This is a genomic window from Parapusillimonas sp. JC17 (genome assembly GCF_052180245.1).
Taxonomy (GTDB): domain Bacteria; phylum Pseudomonadota; class Gammaproteobacteria; order Burkholderiales; family Burkholderiaceae_B; genus Parapusillimonas.
Map to the genome: position 1 here is coordinate 1,033,951 of NZ_CP197474.1, position 23,328 is coordinate 1,057,278.

At 58.5% G+C, this 23,328-nt stretch carries 20 protein-coding genes, 2 tRNA genes, 2 rRNA genes and 1 other RNA gene; 14 read left to right on the plus strand and 11 right to left on the minus strand.

Translation table 11 applies throughout. From position 1 onward, the window contains the following. Positions 1-46 precede the first annotated feature (46 nt). From tolA to ACSBPU_RS05030, 5 genes are all read right to left on the minus strand, one after another. Positions 47-1,384, minus strand: coding sequence for a cell envelope integrity protein TolA (gene tolA / locus ACSBPU_RS05010; RefSeq protein ID WP_442596142.1), 1,338 nt, complete (start codon positions 1,382-1,384; stop codon positions 47-49). 55 nt (positions 1,385-1,439) lie between these two features. Continuing rightward, entirely contained in the window at positions 1,440-1,877 is a 438-nt protein-coding gene (tolR, locus tag ACSBPU_RS05015; RefSeq protein ID WP_180065387.1) for a protein TolR, read from the minus strand. Then, positions 1,877-2,551, minus strand: a complete 675-nt coding sequence (tolQ, locus tag ACSBPU_RS05020; RefSeq protein WP_180065385.1) for a protein TolQ — start codon at positions 2,549-2,551, stop codon at positions 1,877-1,879. Before tolQ ends, tolR begins: the two co-directional genes overlap by 1 nt. Before the next feature lie 2 nt (positions 2,552-2,553). Beyond that, positions 2,554-2,979, minus strand: coding sequence for a tol-pal system-associated acyl-CoA thioesterase (ybgC, locus tag ACSBPU_RS05025; protein ID WP_180065383.1), 426 nt, complete (start codon positions 2,977-2,979; stop codon positions 2,554-2,556). An 80-nt stretch (positions 2,980-3,059) separates the two neighbouring features. After that, positions 3,060-4,793: a proline--tRNA ligase gene (locus ACSBPU_RS05030; RefSeq protein ID WP_442596145.1), complete on the minus strand. Its 1,734-nt coding sequence runs from the start codon at positions 4,791-4,793 to the stop codon at positions 3,060-3,062. Positions 4,794-4,858: 65 nt separating this feature from the next. Between ACSBPU_RS05030 and ACSBPU_RS05035 the strand changes: the two genes are divergently transcribed. From ACSBPU_RS05035 to ACSBPU_RS05045, 3 genes are read left to right on the plus strand one after another with little or no spacing between them, the layout of a single operon-like run. Continuing rightward, complete coding sequence (locus tag ACSBPU_RS05035; RefSeq protein ID WP_180065379.1) at positions 4,859-5,425, plus strand: RNA pyrophosphohydrolase; 567 nt, start codon at positions 4,859-4,861, stop codon at positions 5,423-5,425. After that, positions 5,406-6,083 carry a response regulator gene (locus tag ACSBPU_RS05040; RefSeq protein ID WP_442596147.1) on the plus strand — a complete coding sequence of 226 codons (678 nt, stop codon included), beginning with the start codon at positions 5,406-5,408 and terminating at the stop codon, positions 6,081-6,083. The genes ACSBPU_RS05035 and ACSBPU_RS05040 overlap by 20 nt, the downstream gene beginning before the upstream one ends. After that, positions 6,083-7,597: a sensor histidine kinase N-terminal domain-containing protein gene (locus ACSBPU_RS05045; protein ID WP_180065375.1), complete on the plus strand. Its 1,515-nt coding sequence runs from the start codon at positions 6,083-6,085 to the stop codon at positions 7,595-7,597. Before ACSBPU_RS05040 ends, ACSBPU_RS05045 begins: the two co-directional genes overlap by 1 nt. A gap of 10 nt (positions 7,598-7,607) precedes the next feature. Here ACSBPU_RS05045 and ACSBPU_RS05050 read toward each other — a convergent pair whose 3' ends face one another. From ACSBPU_RS05050 to ACSBPU_RS05060, 3 genes are all read right to left on the minus strand, one after another. Next, positions 7,608-8,519, minus strand: a complete 912-nt coding sequence (locus tag ACSBPU_RS05050) for an NAD(P)-dependent oxidoreductase (RefSeq protein WP_442596150.1) — start codon at positions 8,517-8,519, stop codon at positions 7,608-7,610. 131 nt (positions 8,520-8,650) lie between these two features. Further along, complete coding sequence (locus ACSBPU_RS05055) at positions 8,651-10,156, minus strand: tripartite tricarboxylate transporter permease (RefSeq protein ID WP_180065371.1); 1,506 nt, start codon at positions 10,154-10,156, stop codon at positions 8,651-8,653. Between the two features lie 13 nt (positions 10,157-10,169). Continuing rightward, entirely contained in the window at positions 10,170-10,631 is a 462-nt protein-coding gene (locus ACSBPU_RS05060) for a tripartite tricarboxylate transporter TctB family protein (protein ID WP_442596152.1), read from the minus strand. 331 nt (positions 10,632-10,962) lie between these two features. On the opposite strand from ACSBPU_RS05060, the gene ACSBPU_RS05065 reads away from it, so the two are divergent. From ACSBPU_RS05065 to ACSBPU_RS05080, 4 genes are all read left to right on the plus strand, one after another. Next, positions 10,963-11,400 (plus strand): hypothetical protein, encoded by a 438-nt coding sequence (locus ACSBPU_RS05065; RefSeq protein ID WP_442596154.1) that lies wholly within the window; start codon positions 10,963-10,965, stop codon positions 11,398-11,400. A gap of 5 nt (positions 11,401-11,405) precedes the next feature. Beyond that, positions 11,406-11,720, plus strand: coding sequence for a cell division protein ZapA (locus tag ACSBPU_RS05070; protein ID WP_180065365.1), 315 nt, complete (start codon positions 11,406-11,408; stop codon positions 11,718-11,720). Between the two features lie 56 nt (positions 11,721-11,776). Beyond that, positions 11,777-11,956: non-coding RNA, 6S RNA (gene ssrS, locus ACSBPU_RS05075), on the plus strand. Positions 11,957-12,049: 93 nt separating this feature from the next. After that, positions 12,050-12,763, plus strand: coding sequence for an SIMPL domain-containing protein (locus tag ACSBPU_RS05080; RefSeq protein ID WP_180066199.1), 714 nt, complete (start codon positions 12,050-12,052; stop codon positions 12,761-12,763). Here ACSBPU_RS05080 and lgt read toward each other — a convergent pair. After that, entirely contained in the window at positions 12,720-13,511 is a 792-nt protein-coding gene (gene lgt, locus ACSBPU_RS05085; protein ID WP_180065363.1) for a prolipoprotein diacylglyceryl transferase, read from the minus strand. The genes ACSBPU_RS05080 and lgt overlap by 44 nt on opposite strands. A gap of 189 nt (positions 13,512-13,700) precedes the next feature. On the opposite strand from lgt, the gene ACSBPU_RS05090 reads away from it, so the two are divergent. Both ACSBPU_RS05090 and msrA read left to right on the plus strand, forming a co-directional pair. Continuing rightward, a complete protein-coding gene (locus tag ACSBPU_RS05090; RefSeq protein ID WP_442596157.1) occupies positions 13,701-14,051 on the plus strand; it encodes a c-type cytochrome in 351 nt (116 codons plus the stop codon). Positions 14,052-14,060: 9 nt separating this feature from the next. Further along, positions 14,061-14,606 carry a peptide-methionine (S)-S-oxide reductase MsrA gene (gene msrA / locus ACSBPU_RS05095; protein ID WP_442596159.1) on the plus strand — a complete coding sequence of 182 codons (546 nt, stop codon included), beginning with the start codon at positions 14,061-14,063 and terminating at the stop codon, positions 14,604-14,606. A 122-nt stretch (positions 14,607-14,728) separates the two neighbouring features. Here msrA and ACSBPU_RS05100 read toward each other — a convergent pair whose 3' ends face one another. Then, a complete protein-coding gene (locus tag ACSBPU_RS05100; protein ID WP_442596161.1) occupies positions 14,729-15,685 on the minus strand; it encodes a nucleoside recognition domain-containing protein in 957 nt (318 codons plus the stop codon). Positions 15,686-15,784: 99 nt separating this feature from the next. After that, positions 15,785-16,897 carry a 4-hydroxyphenylpyruvate dioxygenase gene (gene hppD, locus ACSBPU_RS05105; RefSeq protein ID WP_442596163.1) on the minus strand — a complete coding sequence of 371 codons (1,113 nt, stop codon included), beginning with the start codon at positions 16,895-16,897 and terminating at the stop codon, positions 15,785-15,787. Positions 16,898-17,091: 194 nt separating this feature from the next. Between hppD and ACSBPU_RS05110 the strand changes: the two genes are divergently transcribed. The 5 genes from ACSBPU_RS05110 to ACSBPU_RS05130 all read left to right on the plus strand — a co-directional run bounded on the left by ACSBPU_RS05110 (position 17,092) and on the right by ACSBPU_RS05130 (position 23,306). Next, a complete protein-coding gene (locus ACSBPU_RS05110; protein WP_180065353.1) occupies positions 17,092-17,568 on the plus strand; it encodes a winged helix-turn-helix transcriptional regulator in 477 nt (158 codons plus the stop codon). 704 nt (positions 17,569-18,272) lie between these two features. Then, a 16S ribosomal RNA gene (locus ACSBPU_RS05115) occupies positions 18,273-19,803 on the plus strand. A gap of 99 nt (positions 19,804-19,902) precedes the next feature. Then, positions 19,903-19,979 (plus strand) — tRNA-Ile (locus ACSBPU_RS05120). Between the two features lie 20 nt (positions 19,980-19,999). Further along, positions 20,000-20,075: transfer RNA gene (locus ACSBPU_RS05125), tRNA-Ala, on the plus strand. A gap of 344 nt (positions 20,076-20,419) precedes the next feature. Beyond that, a 23S ribosomal RNA gene (locus ACSBPU_RS05130) occupies positions 20,420-23,306 on the plus strand. The 16S and 23S rRNA genes sit together here with 2 tRNA genes alongside, the layout of an rRNA operon. Positions 23,307-23,328 lie beyond the last annotated feature (22 nt).

Sequence of the window (23,328 nt, forward strand, 5' to 3'; positions counted from 1 at the left end):
GGGCGCTTGTTGCTGGAGTGAGGGCTGTCATATCTACTATCTCCTGTTAGTCGTACATTCGGTAGTCGCCCTCGATCGCGGAGGGATACTTTCCGGAAGGCGGTTTGGGGAAGGGCGAGCATGCCTGTATGCCTTTCCTGACTGCTTCGTCGAAGCGGGGGTTACCCGATGAGCGTCGGATCACTACATTCTCGACCGTGCCATTTGGCTTGAGACTTGCCAGATATTGTACTGTGGGGTTGGCGGGGCCTTGACGCGGCGGCACGCTGTAGACCACGCGTGGCCGAACGCAGGCGCGCACCTTGGCGGCATAGCCATCGTCGTTGCCACCGCCGCCGCTTTGATTGCGGTCTGCCGTGCCGCCAGGTATGCCCGCGGCGCCCAGGGCGTCGCCACGCATCGCCGCCCGCAGCGCCTCCCGCTTGGCGGCTTCTTCCTTGGCTTTCTTCTCGGCGGCAGCCTTCTCGGCCGCGGCCTTTTCAGCTGCCGCTTTCTTGGCGGCTTCTTCCTTCGCTTTCTTTTCGGCAGCGGCTTTCTCGGCTGCGGCCTTTTCAGCCGCTGCTTTCTTGGCGGCTTCTTCCTTGGCTTTCTTTTCGGCAGCAGCCTTCTCAGCAGCAGCCTTCTCAGCAGCAGCCTTCTCAGCAGCAGCCTTCTCAGCAGCAGCCTTCACAGCAGCAGCCTTCACAGCAGCAGCCTTCTCAGCAGCAGCCTTCTCAGCAGCAGCCTTCTCAGCAGCAGCTTTCTCAGCAGCAGCTTTCTCAGCAGCAGCTTTCTCAGCAGCAGCTTTCTCAGCAGCAGCTTTCTCGGCAGCGGCTTTCTCAGCAGCAGCTTTCTCGGCAGCGGCTTTCTCAGCAGCGGCTTTCTCGGCAGCGGCTTTCTCGGCAGCGGCTTTCTCGGCAGCAGCCTTGGCTGCGGCGAGCCGATTTTCCTCTTCCTCTTTTTCCCTTTTTTTGCGCGCCTCTTCCAGTGCGATGTCGGGATCGACTTCGGGTTCGGGTTGCGGCACCGGAGGAGGCGTGGCAGCCGGAGGCGCCGGCGGTGGGGCGGGTTGCGGTGGCGGCTCCGGAGCGGGAGGAGGCGTCGGCTCGGGAGCAGGTTCCGGCTCCTGCTCCGGCTCCGGCTCGGCCTGCGCTTCGGGTTCGGCTTCGTCCGGCTCGGCTTCCGGCTCGGCGGGCTCCGGCTCGGCTGCGGTGGGCGTAGTGCCATCCGCCCATAATTCCACCTGTACGGGGTTGGGATTGCTGGGCGAGGCAATGAAACCGAAGAGCATGAACAGCAGCAGGGCCGTATGTATGGCGACGGCATAAGCCAGCGCCCGACGTTCATCCTGTTGTTCGGGAGTGCGGTACACCGGCTTGCGAGAGTCTTTCTTCGTCTGCTTCATTGCGTAGCGTGTTGGGCGCGGACGGCAGCCTGCCGCGCCGGCCCGCCTGGTTCGTTCACCGTTCGGGAGTGGACTTCTGGTCTACCAGCAGGCCCAGCTTGGAAATGCCATTGCTGCGCAGCTGGTCCATGATTTTCATGACCGTCTCATAAGGCACGCGCCCGTCGGCGGCGATCACCACGGGCGTGTCGGCCGTAAGGCGCGTACGTACCTCGGTAACCAGGTTCTGGCTGTTGATCTGCTCGAACTCCTGGCCGGAATCGCGCACGCGCAGGGAAAGCGTTCCGTCTTCGCTGACCTGCACCTCCAGGGGTTTTGCCCGCACTTCGGACGCCTGTCCCACCGACGGCAGCTCAATCAGACCGGGAGTGATCATGGGCGCCGTCACCATGAAGATGACCAGCAGCACCAGCATGACGTCGATGTAGGGAACGACATTGATCTCGTTCTTGAGTCGGCGAGAGCGGCCTGTGCCGCCACGGACGGATGGCATTAGCGAACCTGACGTTGCAAGATATTGAGGAACTCGTCGATAAAACTATCGAAGCGAATGGATAGGCGGTCGATTTCATTGGTGTAGCGGTTATAGGCTACCACCGCGGGGATTGCCGCGAACAGGCCGATGGCCGTGGCGATCAGCGCTTCCGCGATGCCGGGTGCCACAGCGGCCAGTGTTGCCTGTTGCATGGACGACAACCCCAGGAAGGCGTGCATGATGCCCCAGACAGTGCCCAGCAGCCCGATATAGGGGCTGACCGACCCGGCGGAAGCAAGGAAGTTCAAGTGGGACTCCAGGTTGTCCATTTCGCGCTGATAAGTGGCGCGCATGGCCCGGCGCGGGCCGTCGAGCATTGCATCGCCGCCGCCGTTGCTGCGTCGCGCCTTGATGAATTCGGTCATGCCGGCGTCGAAGATGCGGGCCAGCGCGCCGTGCTCGGATCGACGGGTTGCGATGGCCTGCTGCAATACCGACAGGTCGCCGCCGGCCCAGAAGTCGTCTTCGAACCGGCGCGTCTGGTCATTGGCGCGCTTCAGCGCAGACCTTTTGCTGAAGATATAGGTCCAGGAAAGTATGGAGATGCCCAGCAGTATGAGCATGACGAGCTGTACGGGGATGCTGGCATCGATCAGCAATGTAAGCAACGAAAGGTCGCTAGAAGCTTGCATGGTTATTTCTTGGCCTTTTCCAGTAGGGTTCTGAGTTCATCGGTGAGCGGGGCAGGGCGGAAGCTCGTGGTATCGACGCAGCATATTTGGATATCGCTTTCGCACAACAGTTCCCCGGCGCGGACAGCCGCCTGCCTGAAATGGATGGATGCCCGGCCCAAGCGGGTGATGTCGCTGCGTATCGTGAGCAAATCATCTAGCCGTGCCGGTTTGCGGTATTGTATTTCAACGTTTTTTACGACGAATATGCGCTTTGCTGTTTCCGCGAGCTCTGTCTGGTTCACGCCCAGGCGGCGCAGCCATTCTGTGCGGCCGCGCTCGAAAAACTTGAGATAGTTGGCGTAGAACACCACGCCGCCCGCGTCGGTGTCCTCGTAATATACGCGAATATCCAGCTCTGGATTCTGTAGGGTTGTGTCTGGTGACATGTCTTTGGTTAAGCGGTGTGACAGGACGATTTCGCCGGAGATCACAATGCAAGCGGGCCGGTATGACCGGCCCGGGCCTGTTACAGCGATTTTAACTGCTGAAGGGTGAATTCGAGTGCCTGCTCCAGTGGAATCTTGTCCGCCGTTTCGTTTCTGCGGGCCTGGATCTCTACGATGCCCTCCTTCAGGCCGCGGTCGCCAATGGTGATGCGCAGCGGCGCGCCGATGAGCTCCCAATCGGCGAACATGATGCCGGGCCGCGTGTCGCGGTCATCAAGAATGACATCGACGCCGCTTGCCTGCAAGTCCTGGTAGAGTTTTTCGGCCGTGTTGCGGACTGTTTCACTTTTATGCAGGCTCATAGGGCAGATCACAACTTCAAAAGGCGCAATGGCGCGCGGCCAGATGATACCTTTATCGTCGTGGTTCTGCTCGATGGCCGCAGCCGCGATGCGGCTGATGCCGATCCCGTAGCATCCCATTTGCAATATGGCGGGTTTGCCGTCGGTTTCCAGGAAGCTTGCATTCAGGGCCCTGGAATACTTGTCGCCAAGGAAGAACACGTGGCCGACTTCGATGCCGCGCTGTATGGCGAGCACGCCGCCTTGCGGATCCGGGTCGCCCGCAACGACGTTGCGCAGATCGGCCGTGACGGGCTCGGGCAGGTCGCGGCCCCAATTCACACCGGTGTAGTGGTAGCCTTCTTCGTTGGCCCCGCAGACGAAATCGCTCATGTGGGCGACGGTCAGGTCGGCTATCACATTCACGGGCTTGACTGTATTGACGGGGCCCAGGTAGCCGGGCACGCAACCGAAGGACTCGAGGATTTCCGCTTCCGTCGCGAATCGATATCCGTCTTCGAAGCCGGCGAGCTTGCCCGCCTTCACTTCGTTGAGCTCGTGGTCTCCGCGCAGCAGGAGCAGCCAGATGCGGGCGGGCTTTTCGCCGGCCGGGTCGTCGGTGGCAAGGACAATGGATTTCACGGTTTCAGCCAGCGGCTTGCCCAGCTGCTGGGCAACGAGTTCGCACTTGGGGGCGTCGGGCGTCGCGGTCTTCGTCAGTGCTTCCTTCGCCGGAGCGCGCTCGGCTATCAGGCAGGGAGCCTCCGCCAGTTCGATGTTGGCGGCATACTGGCTGGCGGGGTTGTAGACGATCAGGTCCTCGCCCGTGTCCGCAATGACCTGAAACTCGTGGCTGCGGGAACCGCCGATCGAGCCCGTGTCTGCGGCCACCGCCCGGAACTCCAGCCCCAGCCGTTCGAAGATGCGCATATAGGCTTCGAACATCTTGTCGTAGCTTGCCTGCGCCGACGCCTCGTCGCGATCGAAGGAATAGGCGTCCTTCATGGTGAACTCGCGCCCGCGCATCAGGCCGAAGCGCGGCCTGCGCTCATCGCGGAACTTGGTCTGTATGTGGTAGAAGTTGAGCGGCAGCTGCCGCCAGCTGTGAATCTCGTTGCGGGCGATATCGGTAATGACTTCTTCCGACGTCGGTTGAAGGATGAAGTCGCGCTGGTGCCTGTCCTTGATCCTCAGCAGTTCGGCGCCGTACTGCTCCCAGCGGCCGGACTCCACCCAGAGCTCCGCGGGCTGCACCACGGGCATCAATAGCTCGATGGCGCCCGCCCGGTTCATTTCCTCGCGCACAATGGCTTCGATCTTGCGCAATACCTTCAGGCCCAGGGGCATGTATGTGTAGATCCCGCCCGCCGCTTTCCGGATCATCCCGGCACGCGTCATCAACTGATGGCTTTTTACTTCCGCTTCCGCAGGTGCTTCTTTCAGAGTGTTTATGTGATACTTGCTTGCATGCATGGTGAGGATCTCGACAGATACGTATAATCAACAGTAATTGTATTGAATTCGCTTTGGGGTGGCCCATGTTAGACCGTGAAGGCTACCGTCCTAATGTCGGCATTATCCTCGTAAATCAGAAAAACGAGGTTTTCTGGGGCAAACGTATTCGGGAGCACGCATGGCAGTTTCCGCAAGGCGGCATCAAGTACGGGGAAAGCCCCGTTCAGGCCATGTATCGCGAGCTGCACGAAGAAGTCGGCCTGCGACCCGAACATGTACGCATATTAGGGCGGACGCGCGACTGGCTGCGTTATAACGTTCCGAGTAATTTCGTCCGGCGCGAATCGCGAGGGCACTATAAGGGGCAAAAACAGATCTGGTTTTTGCTGCGCATGGTGGGCCGCGATTCCGATGTCTGCCTGCGCGCCACGCACAGCCCCGAGTTCGACGCATGGCGCTGGAGCCAGTACTGGGTGCCGCTGGATGCCGTCATCGAGTTCAAGCGCGAAGTCTATACGCTTGCCTTGAACGAGCTCGCCATCATACTCTTCAAGCGCGGCCAGGAAACCCGCTACCTGCGGCATCGCGGGCAGCATGCACGCGCCTTGGCCGCAGCGGATACCAAGGGCCATGCGCGTACTGCTGGTTGAAGACGAACGCGAGATGGCCGCGTGGCTCGAACGGGCGCTTGCCCAAAGCGGCTTCGTTCCCGACCACGCGCATGATGCGCAGACGGCCGAACATCTGCTGAGCGTGTCCGAATACGACGCGGTCATCATGGACTTGCGGCTGCCCGACAAGCACGGCCTGGTGCTCCTGCGCGAAATGCGCAATCGGGGCGACATCACGCCGGTGCTCATCCTCACTGCCCAGGGCGCGCTTCAGGATCGCGTGCGCGGATTGAACCTGGGCGCCGACGATTTTCTTTCCAAGCCCTTCGCGCTCGAAGAGCTGGAGGCCCGGCTGGCCGCGCTGGTGCGCCGCAGCCGAGGCAGGCTGGTGCCGCAAATGCACTGCGGCTCGCTGGTCTACGACATCGAAAGCCGCGCTTTCTCCCTGGATGGCGCCATCCTGCACCTTACGCCGCGCGAACATGCGGCGCTGGCCGCCCTCATCACGCGCAGCGGCACGCCGATGGACAAGGCGCAATTGTTCAGCAAGGTGTTCGACCACGACAGCGATACCAGCCCTGACGCCATCGAGGTGGTGCTGCACAGGCTGCGCAAGAAGCTGGCGGGAAGCGACGTCCGCATCGTGACGGTGCGAGGCCTGGGCTATATGCTGGAAAGCCCGAGCGGCGATACGTGATGATGCGCTGGTTCTCGCAGACGTCCCGCGGCAGCATGCGGTTCTGGCTGCTGGTCCTGCTCATACCCGGCACCATCGGCCTGTTGCTGTTCGACAGCGTGAAGGACTACCAGGCGCTCAATGCCGTGACCGAAGAGGTCTATGACAGCGCCTTGCTTGAGCCGGCCAAGGTGCTGGAAACCAGCATCGAGTTCAATCCCGATGGCTCCTTGCGCATCGATCCCCCTTTTTATGCGCAGGTGATGCTCGAGTCGCGCGCTGGAAATCGCAAGTATTTCCGCGTCGAGGAAATTTCTCCTATTGCGCTGAATCTGGCGGGCGAATCCACCAAGAATCTCGAAGGCCGCACCATGCTGGGCATGCAGGGCTTGCCTAGGCCGGAGTTCCTGGCCGAGAACGAGGGCATGCCTGTCTTCTACAATGCCATGTACCGCAACGACCACTTGCGCTTGTTGGCGCTGTGGCGCGACCTGCATCTGGACGGCGTACGGCGGCAAGTGCTTGTCATCGTCGGCGAAAGCCTGGACATGCGCTTGCGGACGCAGCAGGAGGCATGGCGGCATGGGCTGTTCCGCGACGGCCGCATGCTGATCCTGGCCGTCCTGCTGGTGTGGATCAGCGTTCAATGGGCGCTGCGGCCCCTGATCGAACTGCGGCGCGAGATCAAATCGCGCGATGTAGACAACTTGAGCCCCCTCGATGCGGAGCAGGTTCCGCGAGAGGTCGTTCCCCTGGTCGAAGCGGTGAACCATCATATCGATCTGTATCGCCGCGTGCTGGCCCGGCAAGCGCAATTTCTGGCGGATGCCTCCCATCAATTGCGCACTCCGCTTGCCATCATGCGAACCCAGGCGCAGTATGCCAAGCGCGAACCCGATATTCAGCGCATGCGCGACACCTTGGATGCCATCATCCGGCAGTTGGGCCAGACTTCCCGCCTGACCGAACAGTTGCTGTCGCTCGCGCACGCCAGCCGCAACGATGCCGCGCCGCAGGCGCTCGTCGATCTGAGCGCGCTCGCTCGCGAAGTCGTCCTTCAGTATCTGCCGCTGGCCCGGGAGCGCAACCAGGATCTGGGCTGGGTGGATTGCGTCGCGGAATGGTCGAGCCGGGACGAAGCCATGGGCGTTCCTCGGACCTGGGTGCTGGGCAGCGACGCCGAGCTGCACGAGTCGATTGCGAATCTGGTCCACAATGCCATCAACCATGCAGGCGACGGCTGCACCATCACGGTATCGGCCGGTGCCGATGAACAAGACGCTTGGGTCAGTGTGCGCGACAACGGGGTGGGGCTGGATCCCTCGTTGCGCGACAGCGTCTTCATGCGCTTTGATCGGGGCGGCAGCGCCGGCCGCAGGGGCGCGCCGGGCAGCGGTTCGGGATTGGGGCTGGCGATTGCGCTGGCCTATGCGCAGCGCAATCGGGGCACTATCGTATTGATGGATGGAGACCCATCGCTGAACGATGGCGTAGGCTTGTGCGCGACCCTGAAAGTGCCGCGCTACAAGGCCTGAGCCGATTGCTTTATTTGCCGGTGCGCAGCCGCTTGATCAGGCTGGACGTGTCCCAGCGGTTTCCGCCCATCTGCTGGACGTCGGCGTAGAACTGATCCACCAGGGCGGTGACGGGCACGCGCGCGCCATTGCGCTTCGATTCGTCGAGCACCAGGCCGAGGTCCTTGCGCATCCAATCGACGGCAAAGCCGAAGTCGAACTTGTCGTCGATCATGGTGCTGCCGCGATTTTCCATTTGCCAGCTTTGGGCCGCCCCTTTGCTGATGACTTGCAGCACCTTGGACATATCCAGCCCCGCCGCCTGGCCGAACGCGATGCCTTCGGAAAGGCCCTGGACCAGCCCGGCGATGCAGATCTGATTGACCATTTTGCACAGCTGGCCGGCGCCCGGGTCACCGAGCAGCGTGACTGCCTGCGCGAAATTCAATGCAAGCGGCCGTATGGTGTCGAACTGCGCTTGTTCACCACCGCACATGACGGTAAGCATGCCGTTGACGGCGCCCGCCTGGCCGCCCGATACCGGCGCGTCGACAAATCCTATGCCTTTTTCCTTGGCCAGCGTATGCAGCTCGCGCGCCACTTCGGCAGACGCGGTGGTGTGGTCCACGAAGATAGCGCCTTGGCGCATGCCGGCCAGCGCGCCGTCCTCGCCCAGCACGACGCTGCGCAAGTCGTTGTCGTTGCCGACGCAGCAAAACACGATGCCGGCGTCTTGCACGGCCTCTCGGGGAGTGCGCGCCGCGCGGCCTCCGAACTCCTGCACCCAGCTTTCGGCTTTGGCATGGGTCCGGTTGTACACCGTGACGGAATGGCCCGCTTTAGCAAGATGCCCCGCCATGGGAAAGCCCATGACGCCCAGACCCAGAAAGGCGACCTTGGCTGAAGGCTGGGTTTCGTAGGTCCTGGTATTGATGGAAGGCATATCGTTGTTCTCCAAAGGTTGAGTATTGGTATTTTTGTTGCGCCTATAAGGTTACCTCATTGCCGACGCAAAAAACCCACCGCGCGGGTGGGTTTTTTGCGGGGCTCATCGAGCCGAAGCGCGGGAGGGCGTCAGCCTTCTTCGACGAATGTCTCTTGGCGTTTCTTCTTGATGGAAGGCAATGCCACCAGTACCACCAGGAAGGCCGCCGCGATCAGCAATGACATCGAGAGGGGGCGTGTGACGAAAGTCGTGTAGTCGCCACGTGCCAGCAGCAGGGCTCGGCGGAAGTTTTCTTCCATCATGGGGCCCAGAACCAGGCCCAGCAGCAGAGGCGCGCCTTCGCACTTGAGCTTGGCCCAGACGTAGCCGACAAAGCCGAACGCCGCTGTCATCCAGATATCGAACACGTTGTAGTTCAGCGAATATACGCCGATCGTGCAGAACACCAGAATGGCGGGGAACAGGATGCGATAGGGTACGCGCAGCAGTTTGATCCACAGGCCCACCAGCGGCAGGTTGAGGATGATCAGCATCAGGTTGCCGATCCACATGGACACGATCAGGCCCCAGAACAGCTCGGGGTGGCTGGTCATCACCTGAGGGCCAGGCTGGATGTTGTGGATGGTCATGGCGCCGATCATCAGGGCGGTCACGGCGTTGCCGGGAATACCCAGGGTGAGCAGTGGAATGAACGACGTCTGTGCCGCGGCGTTGTTGGCCGATTCCGGACCAGCCAGGCCGGCGGGGTGGCCCTTGCCGAAACGCTCGGGATTCTTGGAGATCTTCTTTTCCAGCGTGTAGGACGCGAAAGAGGACAGCACCGCGCCGCCGCCGGGCAGGATGCCCAGTGCGGAACCCAGGGCCGTGCCGCGCACGCATGCCGGCCAGGCTTCCTTGAATTCCTGCTTGTTGGGATACAGGGTGCCCACTTTGCCCGTGATGTCGACGCGCTGGTCTTTCAGTTCCAGGTTGGTCATGATCTCGGAGAAACCGAACACGCCCATTGCGACCACGGCGAAGTCGATGCCGTCTTGCAGCTCGGGGATGCCGAAGTCGTAGCGTGCCACGCCGGAGTTCACGTCGGTGCCGATCATGCCCAGCAGCAGGCCGAGCAGAATCATGCAGATGGCCTTGGGCAGCGAGCCCGAAGCCAGCACCACGGCGCCGATCAGGCCGAGCACCATCAGGGAGAAGTACTCTGCGGGGCCGAACTTGAAGGCGACTTCGGCCAGCGGAGGCGCGAAGCCGGCCAGCAGGATCGTGGCGACGCAGCCGGCGAAGAAGGAGCCCAGGGCCGCAATGGCCAGGGCCGCGCCGGCACGGCCGTTGCGGGCCATCTGGTGGCCGTCCAGCACTGTCACCACAGCGGCGGTTTCACCAGGCAGGGCGACGAGAATGGCAGTGGTGGAACCACCGTACTGCGCACCGTAATAAATACCGGCAAGCATGATCAGACCGGCCACAGGCGGCAATACGTAAGTGATGGGCAGCAGCATCGCGATGGTCGGTACGGGGCCGATGCCGGGAAGTACGCCGATGAGGGTGCCAAGCAGACAGCCCAGCAGGCAGTACACAACGTTTTCCAGGCTCAGGGCGACCGAGAAGCCCAACGCCAGATGTTCAAACAATTCCATGTTTCAAGGCTCCTTAACTGCCGATGAAGCTGGGCCACAGCGGGAAAATCAGGCCTAGCCCCTTGACGAAGGCGAGCCACACAAAAAGTACGAGAAATAATCCGGTGAGTCCGGCCACTTTCCAGCTGAACTGGTGGCTGGCCATGCTGCTGAGGAAAACCAACAGGAACACCGAAAGGTATACGCCCAGGAAATCAAAGACGACGCCGCACAGTGCGACTGAGCCGATGATGATGATGGCGATCTTCCAGTCGAAGCGTTCGACTTCGGTATCTTGAGCCTTGGGCGACATGGCGCCCAGCGAGACAATCGCCCCGAGTAAAGCGAGAAGCACGCCCAACCAGAAAGGAAAGTATCCCGGACCCATGCGGGCAGCGGTCCCCATGGAATAGTTGGTGGCGCCCAGTGCGAATCCGACGCCTAAGGCGACGAACATTATGCCGGACCAGAAGTCCTGTTTGTTTTTAAGCTGCATGTTGATGAAATCTCCCCGACAGCAAGATGAAACTGAAAGCCGGGTTTCTGTTCGCTGCCCACGGTTTCCGTGCGGCAGGGTTCGGAACCCCGCATATCAAAGGTGAGGCATGGTAATTGACGAAAAGAGGGCTGAAAACCCAGATTTCCCCTCAGTTGTCTAGGGTTAACCCCTAAAATCCACATTTTTTACATATTCCAGGGGTAAATGACGCGTCATACTCCTGCAATTGAAAGAATTTTGAAAGGTAACGGAAAGAGGGGTGAAAGGTTATGATTGGTGGCTATTTTTCCCTACCCAGATCGCCGCTGGATGGTTTACGATAACGCCCATGTTGCAAGATCTCGATTTTCTCGCCGCCCGTGTCGGGCAACTGGTGCAGCTTGCGCGGCAGCTTCAGTCCGAGCGCGCTGCGCAGCAGGCGCGCCTGACTGCTCTCGAGCAAGAGCGCAACGCCTTGCGCGACGAACTGCAGCGTCGCGACGCCGAATATTCTTCCGCGTCCGAGCGCATGGCCGACCACGAAGCGCAGTTGCAGTCCGTACGCGATGAGGCGCAAGCGGCCGTGGCCGCAGCCAGGTCCGAATCCGACGCGATGCAGGCCGGCCTGCAGGCCGAGCTGTCACGCTACAAGGCCGAATCAGAGGCTCTCAAGGGGCAGTTGTCCGTCAGCCAGGCCGACTCCTCGCGCTTGCGTGTCGTGGCCGCCAAGGCGCGCGAACAGATTGATTCAATATTAATGCGCCTGCCCGGCGCGCCTCAGGAGTAGCAGTTATGGAACGCATCGACGTATCCATCTTGGGACGCGATTATTCCCTGGCTTGCCTGCCCTCTGAAAAAGAGGCGCTGCTTGCCGCGGTACGCCATGTCGACCAGCGCATGCTTGCCGTGAAGGGTTCCGGAAAGGTTTCCAGCAATGAACGCATCGCCGTCATGGCTGCCATACAGATCGCCGGCGAACTTCTCACCATGCGCGCGCCTGATGGTCCACTCAGCAATGTTGCGCTCGGCGATTTCAAGCGTAAAATTGAAGACATGCACGAAATGCTCGACCAGGTCGACGGCCTGAAAACATCGAGCCAGACTTAGGTATACACTATAGGTTCACACAGATTTCACGGATACGCTCAGGCGTGTTCAACAGTTAGTCCCTGCCGTGTTCGTGACTCGGCCAATATTCCTTGAACCAATGCTATGGCATTAGGTTGCTGGATTGACAAGTGGGAGTGATCTCCTTAATTGGAGAACCCGAAGCTTGGCTGAAGGCGACCACCTTGAACCTCAGGTTCCGGGATGCCGGCCTTGACGGCACAGGCGGGGCAATAATCCAAAGCTCGTCCTACGGACGAGCTTTTCCTTTTATGGGTAGCCGCATGCATCTTTCCGTACAGAAACGTAAACGTTTGTTGGCAGTAATCATGGGCGCTGCAGCACTTGCCGCTTCATATTCCGCCGCGGCGCAAGTTCCGCCGGGCACGGACAGCCATAAGCGTTTCGCCCATCACGAGATCTGGCCGCAGGCCAGCCTGCAAGCCGAAGCGGCGGCGGAACTTGCGCATGACACGGTAAGAATCACTTTGGCGTCCGAAGTCAGCGAGTCGTCGCAGGCCGCCGTGGCTGCTGCACTCGCCAAGGTCATGGACAAGGTCATGGCGCAGGCGAAGGGGCACCAGGGCATCAAGGTCAGCACGGGCAACTACAACATCTGGCCCATGAACGACAAGGACGGTCAGATATCGAACTGGCGGGGGCGCGGCGAAATCCTGCTGCAGTCCGGCGATTTCACCGCTGCATCCGAGCTCGCCGCCAAATTTGCCGACCAGATGCCCATTGCCAATCTGTCATTCTCGGTTTCTCCGGAAGCGCGCGCTAAACAAGAAGAGGCACTGCTGGAAAGCGCCGCACAGGCGTTCCGCGACCGGGCGCAGGCGCTTGCATCGGCCTTTGGCTATACGGGCTACGAGATCAAGGAAATCAACCTTGGCGGGGCCGGAACCCGCTTCGAGGCCGCGCCCCGGGCGATGATGATGGCCAAGGCTGCGGATGCGTCGGCGGTGCCTCTCGAAGGGGGCACCGAGCGCATCACGGTTACGGTGCGTGGGTCGATTTTCTTGCGCTCAGAGCAAAAATGATCAGACCCGCCACGATCATGGGCACAGAAAGCAATTGACCCATTGACAATCCGCCCGCCAGCAGCCCCAGGTAATAATCGGGCTCGCGGGTGTATTCCACCATGAAGCGGAATACGCCGTAGCCCATCAGGAAGAGGGCGCTTATTTGCCCCGTGGGGCGCGGCTTGCGGGCGAACCACCATAAAAGCGCGAACAGCACGAAACCTTCCAGCGCCATCTCGTACAGTTGCGAAGGGTGTCTGGCAAGGCTGTCGCCGGCCTGCGGGAAGACCATGCCCCATGGCACCTGTGTCGGCCTGCCCCAGAGTTCTCCGTTGATGAAGTTCCCGAGGCGGCCGGCGGCCAGGCCAAGCGGGATCAGTGGCGCGATGAAATCGCCGATCTCCAGCAAGCTGCGTCCGCGCTGCCGCGCGAAGAGAAGCAATACCACGATGACGCCGATCAGCCCGCCATGGAAAGACATGCCGCCCTGCCATAAATACAGAACCTGGATGGGATCGGACAAGTATTCGGATGGCTTGTAGAACAGGACATATCCCAATCTGCCGCCGGCGACGACACCGAGCACGCTGTAGAAAATCAGGTCCTCCAGGTCGCGCAACGTAAGGTCGGACAGCCCCTGCTTGATGCGCCAACGTCCGAATACCCAGACCAGGCTGAAGCCAATGAGGTACATCAGCCCATACCAATGCACGGCGATGGGTCCGATTTGAAATGCCACAGGATCGATTTGAGGGTAGTGAAGCATGTGAAGTGTCGTCTCTACGGAACATCGTCGATAATACCCGATACGCCCCAGTGTGCTGTTTGCTTCGAACTGACCAAACAGTACACTAGCACCTTGACAGCGGGCACGGGGAAGCGCTGAAAGGCTCACCGGATTATCCAGGGTTTCTTCCCGGCGATGCCGGCGTTATGTTGATCAACGGGTTGATTTATGCATTCGGTTTTTCGTATCGTTTTGTTTGGCGTCGCCGGTTTTCTCTGTGCCGGCGCCGCGCAGGGGCAATCCACCACCGGCCTGGCGCTGGCCCAGACCAGCAATTGCATGGCCTGTCATCAGGTGGACAAGAAGCGGGTCGGCCCGTCTTTTGTCGTCATCGCCGAAAGATTCGCGGGCCAGGAAGGCGCGGTACCGTATCTGGCCAATACCATCATCCGGGGAGGCCGGGGTCGTTGGGGCGCGGTTCCGATGCCGGCTCAGCCGCAAGTCAGCCCGGCCAATGCGCAACTGCTTGCGGCATGGATACTTTCGCTGGCTGAAACGCCGGCCGCAAAAATCGAATAGGAAGGCATCATGACGGAAATAGCGATACTGGGCGGTGGGTGTTTTTGGTGTATCGAGCCTATTTTCAAGGCTCTGCAGGGCGTCGAGGACGTCACGCCGGGGTACGCCGGTGGGCATGTCGACAACCCAAGCTACGAGCAAGTCTGCACCAAGACCACGGGGCATATCGAAGTCGTCCGCGTGGAGTTCGATCCGCAGGTCATCGATTACGCAACGGTGCTGCGCGTTTTTTTTGCCAGCCACGATCCCACGACCCTGGATCGCCAGGGCGCCGACGTGGGCCCGCAATATGCGTCCGCCATTTTTTGCCAATCGCCGGCGCAGCGGGAAGTCGCCGAGTCGCTGATCAAGGAATTGCAGGCCGAAACCGGCCAGGCCATCGTCACGCGGCTGCTGGGTGCCGAAACCTTCTGGCCCGCCGAAGACTATCACCATGATTATTTTGCGCGTAACCCCTACCAAGGCTACTGCCAGGCGGTGATCTCCCCCAAGCTCGCGAAATTCCGCAAGCAGTACGCGCATTTGCTGCGGGGCCACACCCCGGGTGGTGTTTGATTCGATTCATGCGGAGGGTCAGACCCTGTTCGGGGTCAGACCCTGCATAGGGTCTGCCCCCCTGAAAAAGTGCTCAAGGGGTCAGACCCCATACGGGGTCTGACCCCAAAACGTGCGGGGGCTCAGATCCCGGCCGGGACGGTCCGCCAGCCACCCCGGTTCGTCAGCCGGGCAAGTGTCGCCACGATGATCAGCGTGAGTACGACACGGCCGACCAGGACGATCCATATGTCGGCGCCCAACGCCAGCAACAGCAGCGTATCTTCAATCAAAGAGTGCGACAGCGAAAGCCAGGACAATGCCAGGAAGCGCGTGCGTGCCGGGAAGTTCTGTTTTTCGGCTTCTTCAATGATGAGGGCGCCGCCGTAGGTAAGGCCAAGCAGGACGCCCACCGTCGTGACGGGAGCCACATCCGCATTGAGCCCGGATACGCGCAGCACCGGCGTCATCAGTCGGGTAAAGCGGCGGATGATGCCGAGGCGTTCGAGCAGATCCAGCGCGACCACCAGTGCGAAGATGATGCACAAGGTCAGGCCCAGAGAGAACGCAGTGGCCTGTATCCAGCCGATGAAGGGCGAACCGGCATCGGCAGCGATGACTTCGGAGCCGCGCAGCCAGTCGAAGGACAGCGGTTCGGACAGGGCGCCCGTCAAGTGGCAGGCCCATGAGACCAGGGCGCCATAGAAAATGGCGGTGCCGATGCGCAAGGCGGCGGTGATCCCGAACCCGGCGCCTGCGCGGCGGACGATGGCCTGTTCTACCGGAATGGAATGGGCGAACAGCATCATGGCGCATAGCGCGCTGACCTGAGCGATGCTCATGTCGGGCGGTGAGGGCAAGCTGCTGAGAGTGGCGATGCCGCCGTAGATGCCTGTAAGAAGCGTGGTGGCCCAGATGATGCCGGCTTCCGGCGGCAAGTGCAGCAAGGCCATGGCCGGCGCGATCAACCGCCCCGCCAATTCAACCAGGCCGAAAACGTCGGCGATTTTCACGATGACCATCACGGGTAGCATGACTTTGGTTACCGTGACGAACAACCGCCAACTGCGCTTGGCGAGCGCTAACAGATACGCAAGCATCCCACTTTCCTTACTATGACGCTTGGAATTCTAGCTGTTTGCAGGGAAGCCTGCCTCTCCGGCCGGCACTGCGGCCGGAGAATCGGCTTCCTGTTGCGTTTAGTCGACAGACTTCAGTACGCCGCGGCGCATCTGATCCAGTTCGATGGACTCGAACAGCGCCTTGAAGTTGCCTTCGCCGAAGCCGTCATTGCCCTTGCGCTGGATGATCTCGAAGAAGATGGGGCCGATCTGGTTTTCGGTGAAGATCTGCAGCAGCAGTCCGCCCTCGGCCGCGCCGTCCAGCAATATCTTGTTCTTCCGCAGGCGCTCGACGTCTTCTCCATGATTGGGCAGGCGGCGGTCCAGCAACTCATAATAGGTATCCGGCGTATCCAGGAACTGAAGGCCTGAAGTCCTGAGCCGTTCCACCGTTTCATAGATATTGTCCGTCGCCAGCGCAATATGCTGGATGCCTTCGCCTCGATAGAGGTCCAGGTACTCTTGAATCTGGCCTTTTTCCTCAGTGCCTTCTTCATTGATCGGAATCCGGATCGTGCCGCAAGGCGAAGTCATGGCTTTGGACTTCACGCCCGTGACCTTCCCTTCTATATCAAAGTAGCGAATCTCACGGAAATTGAACAAGCGTTCATAGAACTCGGCCCACTCGCCCATGCGGCCTTTGTGTACATTATGTGTAAGGTGATCGACCAGCGTCAGCCCCGCTCCCTTGTGCGTGACATCTTCGTTGGCGGTGGAGGGATCGATGGGCTTGAAGTCGACGTCGTAGATGCTGATGTCGCCGATTCCTCCGTGTCCTTCTTTGGCATTCCAGCGATCGACTAGATAGATCAGTGAGTCTCCTATGCCTTTGATGGCAGGAATGTTCAGCTCCATCGGGCCGCTGCCCGAGTCAAATCCCCAGGCGCCCAATTCCAGTGCGCGCTTGTAAGCTTTGGCGGCATCCTGAACGCGAAAGGCAATGGCACAGATCGACGGCCCATGCAGGCGGGCGAAACGCTGCGCGAACGAGTCGGGCTCGGCGTTGATCAGGAAGTTGATTCCACCTTGCCGATACAGGGTCACGTTCTTGTTGCGATGGCGGGCGATCGCCTTGAAGCCCAGCGTTTCGAATACCTTGCCCAGTGCCACCGGATCGGGCGCGGTGTACTCGATGAACTCGAAACCCGCCGTGCCCATGGGGTTGTCCCATTCCTGAAAATTGTGTGCCATTGTCCATGCTCCTTGAATATATAGGGGTCAGACCCCGTACGGGGTCTGACCCCTGCTAATTACAACCGGGGTGGCCAACCTCGAGAGTAAAAAGAAATTCTAAGAAAAAACGCAGGCAGCGGATTGCCAAGGTGCCCCGCAAAAGCCCTTATTGAGCAATAATCTGCTTAAGAAAAAATATCTCGTGGTGGTTTATGTCTCAAAATGACCTGGATAAAATAGACCGGCGTATTCTGATGGAATTGCAACGCAATGGCCGCATCAGTAATCAGGATCTCGCCGACCGCGTATCGCTGTCTCCCAGTCCTTGCCTGAGGAGAGTACGGCGCCTGGAGGAGGAAGGCTATATAGAAAGCTATGTAGCACTGGTGAATCCCGATAAAGTAGGCCTCAAGCTACTGGCCTACGTCACCATCCGCCTGAACAAGGTCTTCCGCTCCACGCACGCGCCGGTATCGGACTTTGCCAGGGATGTGCAGACCTGGCCGGAAGTCGTCGAATGCTATGCGATGTCCGGCGACATGGACTACCTGCTAAGAGTGCAAGTAAGAGACCTGGCCGAATTCTCGCGCTTTGCCATGGACAAGCTCATGCAGCACCCTGCGGTCGTGGACATGCGCTCGAGTTTCACGCTGCAGCGGATCAAGGAAACGACCGAACTCCTGATTTAGTGAAGGGGTCAGACCCCCTCCAGGGTCAGACCCCAACCAAGCGCCGCCCCGAGGTTCATCCCGGGGTCAGACCCCGCAGGGGGTCTGACCCCTTACCAATCAAGGGTTTACCCGATAGTCCGGATCTTTACCTGCTTTTGATGACAACCTGACTTGCACGGTGTGAAGAATTGATGCTATAGTTCGTTTCCTCGCTGACGGGCATCTAGGGTTTTCCCTAGTCGGCAGTGGGCAGCAAGACCGCGAGGTCGTGCGGCGGCAAGGCCGGTGCCTTGTGTTGCGGATGGGTTGCAGCGCAAGGGGGTTGAAGGAAATAAAGTCAGCCCCGATTTGACACCGACAAAAAACTGCTTCATAATCTCGTTTCTCTGCTTCAAACACAGCGCGGCACGCAGGTGCAGCCGGTAGGCGAAGTAGGGGCAGAATTGCCGATGGGCAGGCGCTGGGCAAAAAAAAGCTAGGCGCCGGGTCATCACCCTTGTTCTTTAACAATCAAACAGCCGATAAGTGTGGGCGCTTGGAATGCGGCGCGAGCGAGGTTCTTTTCACGAAGGACTTTTGCCAACGTTATTATCAAGTGCTCACATAGAATGAAGAAGTAAGGTTTTAAGAAATTAGAACACTTGTCTTTTTCGTTTGAGTGAAGCGACGTATGTCCCGAGCGTCTATTTTAGATGCTTGAGGAATTTACGATTACAGGAATTGAACTGAAGAGTTTGATCCTGGCTCAGATTGAACGCTAGCGGGATGCTTTACACATGCAAGTCGAACGGCAGCACGGACTTCGGTCTGGTGGCGAGTGGCGAACGGGTGAGTAATATATCGGAACGTGCCCAGTAGCGGGGGATAACTACGCGAAAGCGTGGCTAATACCGCATACGCCCTACGGGGGAAAGGGGGGGATCTTCGGACCTCTCACTATTGGAGCGGCCGATATCGGATTAGCTAGTTGGTGGGGTAAAGGCCTACCAAGGCGACGATCCGTAGCTGGTTTGAGAGGACGACCAGCCACACTGGGACTGAGACACGGCCCAGACTCCTACGGGAGGCAGCAGTGGGGAATTTTGGACAATGGGGGCAACCCTGATCCAGCCATCCCGCGTGTGCGATGAAGGCCTTCGGGTTGTAAAGCACTTTTGGCAGGGAAGAAAAGGCGCCGGATAATACCTGGCGCCGCTGACGGTACCTGCAGAATAAGCACCGGCTAACTACGTGCCAGCAGCCGCGGTAATACGTAGGGTGCAAGCGTTAATCGGAATTACTGGGCGTAAAGCGTGCGCAGGCGGTTCGGAAAGAAAGATGTGAAATCCCAGGGCTTAACCTTGGAACTGCATTTTTAACTGCCGGGCTAGAGTATGTCAGAGGGGGGTAGAATTCCACGTGTAGCAGTGAAATGCGTAGAGATGTGGAGGAATACCGATGGCGAAGGCAGCCCCCTGGGATAATACTGACGCTCATGCACGAAAGCGTGGGGAGCAAACAGGATTAGATACCCTGGTAGTCCACGCCCTAAACGATGTCAACTAGCTGTTGGGGCCTTCGGGCCTTAGTAGCGCAGCTAACGCGTGAAGTTGACCGCCTGGGGAGTACGGTCGCAAGATTAAAACTCAAAGGAATTGACGGGGACCCGCACAAGCGGTGGATGATGTGGATTAATTCGATGCAACGCGAAAAACCTTACCTACCCTTGACATGTCTGGAATCCTTTAGAGATAGAGGAGTGCTCGCAAGAGAACCGGAACACAGGTGCTGCATGGCTGTCGTCAGCTCGTGTCGTGAGATGTTGGGTTAAGTCCCGCAACGAGCGCAACCCTTGTCATTAGTTGCTACGAAAGGGCACTCTAATGAGACTGCCGGTGACAAACCGGAGGAAGGTGGGGATGACGTCAAGTCCTCATGGCCCTTATGGGTAGGGCTTCACACGTCATACAATGGTCGGGACAGAGGGTCGCCAACCCGCGAGGGGGAGCCAATCCCAGAAACCCGATCGTAGTCCGGATTGCAGGCTGCAACTCGCCTGCATGAAGTCGGAATCGCTAGTAATCGCGGATCAGCATGTCGCGGTGAATACGTTCCCGGGTCTTGTACACACCGCCCGTCACACCATGGGAGTGGGTTTTACCAGAAGTAGTTAGCCTAACCGCAAGGAGGGCGATTACCACGGTAGGATTCATGACTGGGGTGAAGTCGTAACAAGGTAGCCGTATCGGAAGGTGCGGCTGGATCACCTCCTTTCAGAGCAAAATGCTCGGATGCCAAAGCGAAAGCGTCCACACTTATTGGCTGTTGATGGTAGAAAGAGTAAGGCCCGAGATGGGTTGGCAACAGAAAGCTGGGTCAGTAGCTCAGTCGGTTAGAGCACCGTCTTGATAAGGCGGGGGTCGTTGGTTCGATTCCAACTTGACCCACCAGCAGGATTGATCGGTGCGAAGGGGGATTAGCTCAGCTGGGAGAGCACCTGCTTTGCAAGCAGGGGGTCGTCGGTTCGATCCCGTCATCCTCCACCAAGCGCGCCGCGGGTTGGTTCATCGGCTGGTTGATTAGGGGTTAACGAAGAGTCTGGGCAGCGATGCCTGGGTTGCTCGTTAAGTCTTAGGCAGTAGCTAGGCTTATAAATGGTTTTACTCGTTCTTTAACAATCTGGAAGAAGCACAACGAAGTAATTGCGGCGCATCGTCTTAAGTGACGGTGAGTTCGTAAGTACGGGTTGTGATTGCATTAAACAATTTTGTTCAAATAGTTCTCAAAAATACATGTTTAAAGACATGGCCTTTGAAAATGATGAACGGCACAAACACGCATAACTCAAAGTTTTTATAACTTGTTAGGTTTTTAACCTGCAACGTTATAGGATCAAGCGACTAAGTGCACATGGTGGATGCCTTGGCGATTACAGGCGATGAAGGACGTGGTAGCCTGCGAAATGCTGCGGGGAGCTGGCAAACAAGCTTTGATCCGCAGATGTCCGAATGGGGAAACCCAGGGTAGCGATACCCTATCCTTGACTGAATACATAGGTCATGGAGGCGAACCGGGTGAACTGAAACATCTCAGTAGCTCGAGGAACAGAAATCAACCGAGATTCCGAAAGTAGCGGCGAGCGAAATCGGAGCAGCCTTGACGATTTAGGCAATTGGATAGTCGAACGCGATGGAAAGCGCGGCCGTAGCAGGTGATAGCCCTGTAGACGAAATTCAGTTGTTGGAACTAGGCGTCAGACAAGTAGGGCGGGACACGTGAAATCCTGTCTGAAGATGGGGGGACCATCCTCCAAGGCTAAATACTCGTAATCGACCGATAGTGAACCAGTACCGTGAGGGAAAGGCGAAAAGAACCCCGGAAGGGGAGTGAAATAGATCCTGAAACCGTGTGCATACAAACAGTAGGAGCGGGCTTGTCCCGTGACTGCGTACCTTTTGTATAATGGGTCAGCGACTTACATTCAGTGGCAAGCTTAACCGAATAGGGAAGGCGTAGCGAAAGCGAGTCCGAATAGGGCGATTTAGTCGCTGGGTGTAGACCCGAAACCAGGCGATCTATCCATGGTCAGGTTGAAGGCACGGTAACACGTGCTGGAGGACCGAACCCACTAATGTTGAAAAATTAGGGGATGAACTGTGGATAGGGGTGAAAGGCTAAACAAGCCTGGAAATAGCTGGTTCTCTCCGAAAACTATTTAGGTAGTGCCTCACGTATTGCTGCCGGGGGTAGAGCACTGTTATAGCTAGGGGGTCATGGCGACTTACCAACCTATGGCAAACTCCGAATACCGGCAAGTATGAGCGTGGGAGACAGAGCACCGGGTGCTAACGTCCGGACTCAAGAGGGAAACAACCCAGACCGCCAGCTAAGGTCCCAAACTATGGCTAAGTGGGAAACGAAGTGGGAAGGCATAGACAGTCAGGAGGTTGGCTTAGAAGCAGCCACCCTTTAAAGAAAGCGTAATAGCTCACTGATCGAGTCGTCCTGCGCGGAAGATGTAACGGGGCTAAGCCATAGACCGAAGCTGCGGGTGTATATCTTTGATATACGCGGTAGGAGAGCGTTCTGTAAGCCTGCGAAGGCAGATTGAGAAGTCTGCTGGAGGTATCAGAAGTGCGAATGCTGACATGAGTAGCGATAAAGGGGGTGAAAAGCCCCCTCGCCGTAAGTCCAAGGTTTCCTGCGCAACGTTCATCGGCGCAGGGTGAGTCGGCCCCTAAGGCGAGGCAGAGATGCGTAGCTGATGGGAAGCTGGTTAATATTCCAGCACCGTCGTAGGATGCGATGGGGGGACGGATTGCGAAACGTCATCGGGGTGTTGGATGTCCCCGTTGCTGCATCGAAGAAGGCGCTTTAGGCAAATCCGGGCGCGTAATTCAAGGGTGTGGCTGAATAGAGCTTAGGCTCTAGACTGATCGGCAGCAGTTCCAAGAAAAGCCTCTAAGCTTCAGTCCTACGAGACCGTACCGCAAACCGACACAGGTGGACGGGATGAATATTCCAAGGCGCTTGAGAGAACTCAGGAGAAGGAACTCGGCAAATTAATACCGTAACTTCGGGAGAAGGTATACCCTGCGTAGTGTGATGGGCCCGCGCCCAGAGCATGAAGGGGTCGCAGAGAATCGGTGGCTGCGACTGTTTATTAAAAACACAGCACTCTGCCAAGACGAAAGTCGACGTATAGGGTGTGACGCCTGCCCGGTGCCGGAAGGTTAAGTGATGGGGTGCAAGCTCTTGATCGAAGCCCCGGTAAACGGCGGCCGTAACTATAACGGTCCTAAGGTAGCGAAATTCCTTGTCGGGTAAGTTCCGACCTGCACGAATGGCGTAACGATGGCCACACTGTCTCCTCCTGAGACTCAGCGAAGTTGAAGTGTTTGTGATGATGCAATCTACCCGCGGCTAGACGGAAAGACCCCATGAACCTTTACTGTAGCTTTGCATTGGACTGTGAACCGGCCTGTGTAGGATAGGTGGGAGGCGTTGAACTTGGGTCGCCAGATCTAAGGGAGCCATCCTTGAAATACCACCCTGGTTTGTTTGCGGTTCTAACCTTGGCCCGTTATCCGGGTTGGGGACAGTGCATGGTGGGCAGTTTGACTGGGGCGGTCTCCTCCTAAAGTGTAACGGAGGAGTTCGAAGGTACGCTAGAGACGGTCGGAAATCGTCTTGATAGTGCAATGGCATAAGCGTGCTTGACTGTGAGACTGACAAGTCGAACAGGTGCGAAAGCAGGACATAGTGATCCGGTGGTTCTGAATGGAAGGGCCATCGCTCAACGGATAAAAGGTACTCTGGGGATAACAGGCTGATACCGCCCAAGAGTTCATATCGACGGCGGTGTTTGGCACCTCGATGTCGGCTCATCTCATCCTGGGGCTGTAGCCGGTCCCAAGGGTATGGCTGTTCGCCATTTAAAGAGGTACGTGAGCTGGGTTTAAAACGTCGTGAGACAGTTTGGTCCCTATCTGCCGTGGGCGTTGGATACTTGACGGAGCCTGCTCCTAGTACGAGAGGACCGGAGTGGACGTACCGCTGGTGTATCGGTTGTCATGCCAATGGCATTGCCGAGTAGCTACGTACGGAAGAGATAACCGCTGAAGGCATCTAAGCGGGAAACTCGTCTGAAGATTAGGTATCCCGGGGGCTAGACCCCCCTGAAGGGTCGTTCGAGACCAGGACGTTGATAGGCTGGGTGTATAAGCGCAGTAATGCGTGTAGCTAACCAGTACTAATTGCCCGTGCGGCTTGATCCTATAACCTTGCAGGTTGTGGGTG

Excerpts from the sequence above, each read along its gene's own strand:
- ACSBPU_RS05110 (WP_180065353.1), top strand. The coding sequence starts at position 17,092 with ATGTCTCAAAATGACCTGGATAAAATAGACCGGCGTATTCTGATGGAA.
- ACSBPU_RS05045 (WP_180065375.1), top strand. The coding sequence starts at position 6,083 with ATGATGCGCTGGTTCTCGCAGACGTCCCGCGGCAGCATGCGGTTCTGG.
- lgt (WP_180065363.1), bottom strand. The coding sequence starts at position 13,511 with ATGCTTCACTACCCTCAAATCGATCCTGTGGCATTTCAAATCGGACCC.
- ACSBPU_RS05055 (WP_180065371.1), bottom strand. The coding sequence starts at position 10,156 with ATGGAATTGTTTGAACATCTGGCGTTGGGCTTCTCGGTCGCCCTGAGC.
- ACSBPU_RS05030 (WP_442596145.1), bottom strand. The coding sequence starts at position 4,793 with ATGCATGCAAGCAAGTATCACATAAACACTCTGAAAGAAGCACCTGCG.
- ACSBPU_RS05090 (WP_442596157.1), top strand. The coding sequence starts at position 13,701 with ATGCATTCGGTTTTTCGTATCGTTTTGTTTGGCGTCGCCGGTTTTCTC.
- ACSBPU_RS05070 (WP_180065365.1), top strand. The coding sequence starts at position 11,406 with ATGGAACGCATCGACGTATCCATCTTGGGACGCGATTATTCCCTGGCT.
- ACSBPU_RS05080 (WP_180066199.1), top strand. The coding sequence starts at position 12,050 with ATGGGCGCTGCAGCACTTGCCGCTTCATATTCCGCCGCGGCGCAAGTT.
- msrA (WP_442596159.1), top strand. The coding sequence starts at position 14,061 with ATGACGGAAATAGCGATACTGGGCGGTGGGTGTTTTTGGTGTATCGAG.
- ACSBPU_RS05050 (WP_442596150.1), bottom strand. The coding sequence starts at position 8,519 with ATGCCTTCCATCAATACCAGGACCTACGAAACCCAGCCTTCAGCCAAG.
- tolA (WP_442596142.1), bottom strand. The coding sequence starts at position 1,384 with ATGAAGCAGACGAAGAAAGACTCTCGCAAGCCGGTGTACCGCACTCCC.
- ACSBPU_RS05040 (WP_442596147.1), top strand. The coding sequence starts at position 5,406 with ATGCGCGTACTGCTGGTTGAAGACGAACGCGAGATGGCCGCGTGGCTC.
- ACSBPU_RS05100 (WP_442596161.1), bottom strand. The coding sequence starts at position 15,685 with ATGCTTGCGTATCTGTTAGCGCTCGCCAAGCGCAGTTGGCGGTTGTTC.
- tolR (WP_180065387.1), bottom strand. The coding sequence starts at position 1,877 with ATGCCATCCGTCCGTGGCGGCACAGGCCGCTCTCGCCGACTCAAGAAC.
- ACSBPU_RS05035 (WP_180065379.1), top strand. The coding sequence starts at position 4,859 with ATGTTAGACCGTGAAGGCTACCGTCCTAATGTCGGCATTATCCTCGTA.
- ybgC (WP_180065383.1), bottom strand. The coding sequence starts at position 2,979 with ATGTCACCAGACACAACCCTACAGAATCCAGAGCTGGATATTCGCGTA.
- tolQ (WP_180065385.1), bottom strand. The coding sequence starts at position 2,551 with ATGCAAGCTTCTAGCGACCTTTCGTTGCTTACATTGCTGATCGATGCC.
- ACSBPU_RS05065 (WP_442596154.1), top strand. The coding sequence starts at position 10,963 with ATGTTGCAAGATCTCGATTTTCTCGCCGCCCGTGTCGGGCAACTGGTG.
- hppD (WP_442596163.1), bottom strand. The coding sequence starts at position 16,897 with ATGGCACACAATTTTCAGGAATGGGACAACCCCATGGGCACGGCGGGT.
- ACSBPU_RS05060 (WP_442596152.1), bottom strand. The coding sequence starts at position 10,631 with ATGCAGCTTAAAAACAAACAGGACTTCTGGTCCGGCATAATGTTCGTC.